Annotated in this window: 1 protein-coding gene; it reads right to left on the reverse strand. The window is 69.0% G+C overall.

Annotated elements, in window-relative coordinates:
- Nucleotides 1-670: mannose-1-phosphate guanylyltransferase (locus GTZ97_RS16420; RefSeq protein WP_161652081.1), on the reverse strand; the 670-nt coding region annotated here is incomplete at both ends.

Raw genomic sequence — 670 nt, forward strand, 5'->3', positions numbered from 1 at the left:
TTGCCCTGCTCGTCATGGGCGCTGACCTGCCACACGGCATCCCATGCGCCCAGATCCGACCAGCCCGCATCCAGCGGCACCATGCGCACCACAAAGCCGCTTTCCGGCTTGGCCGGGCACTGCTCCATCACCGCGTAGTCAACCGATTCGGACGGCACGGCCTTGAACTCGTCCTTGCCCGGGCGCACGAACTGCGCGTCGGTGCTGCGCACGTCGAACGACTTGCGCGTGGCCTCGGCGATGTCGGGCCGGAAGTGCGCCAGCGCAGCCAGCCAGCGCGAGGCCTTCATCACGAACATGCCGCTGTTCCAGAAGTAGCCGCCATCGGCCAGATAGGCCTTGGCGGTCGCCAGGTCGGGCTTTTCGACAAAGGCGGCCACGTTGCGCACGCCGTTGACGTCCGCACCGCTGGTGCGGATGTAGCCAAAGCCGGTCTCAGGCTTGTCCGGCGTGATGCCCAGGATGACGATGTCGCCATTGGCTGCCGCGCGGATGGCCGATTGCAGCGCGGCGGTGTAGGCCGCCGGGTCGGTGACGGTCTGGTCTGCCGGCGTGACGACCAGAATGGGGTCGCTGCCGTCGGCCGTGGCCTGCAGCGCCGCCAGCGTCACGGCCGGCGCGGTGTTGCGGCCGGCGGGCTCCAGCAGCAGCGACGAAGGCTCGCCCTTCA

Source organism: Aquabacterium fontiphilum, from assembly GCF_009909205.1.
Classification (GTDB): Bacteria; Pseudomonadota; Gammaproteobacteria; order Burkholderiales; family Burkholderiaceae_C; genus Aquabacterium; species Aquabacterium fontiphilum.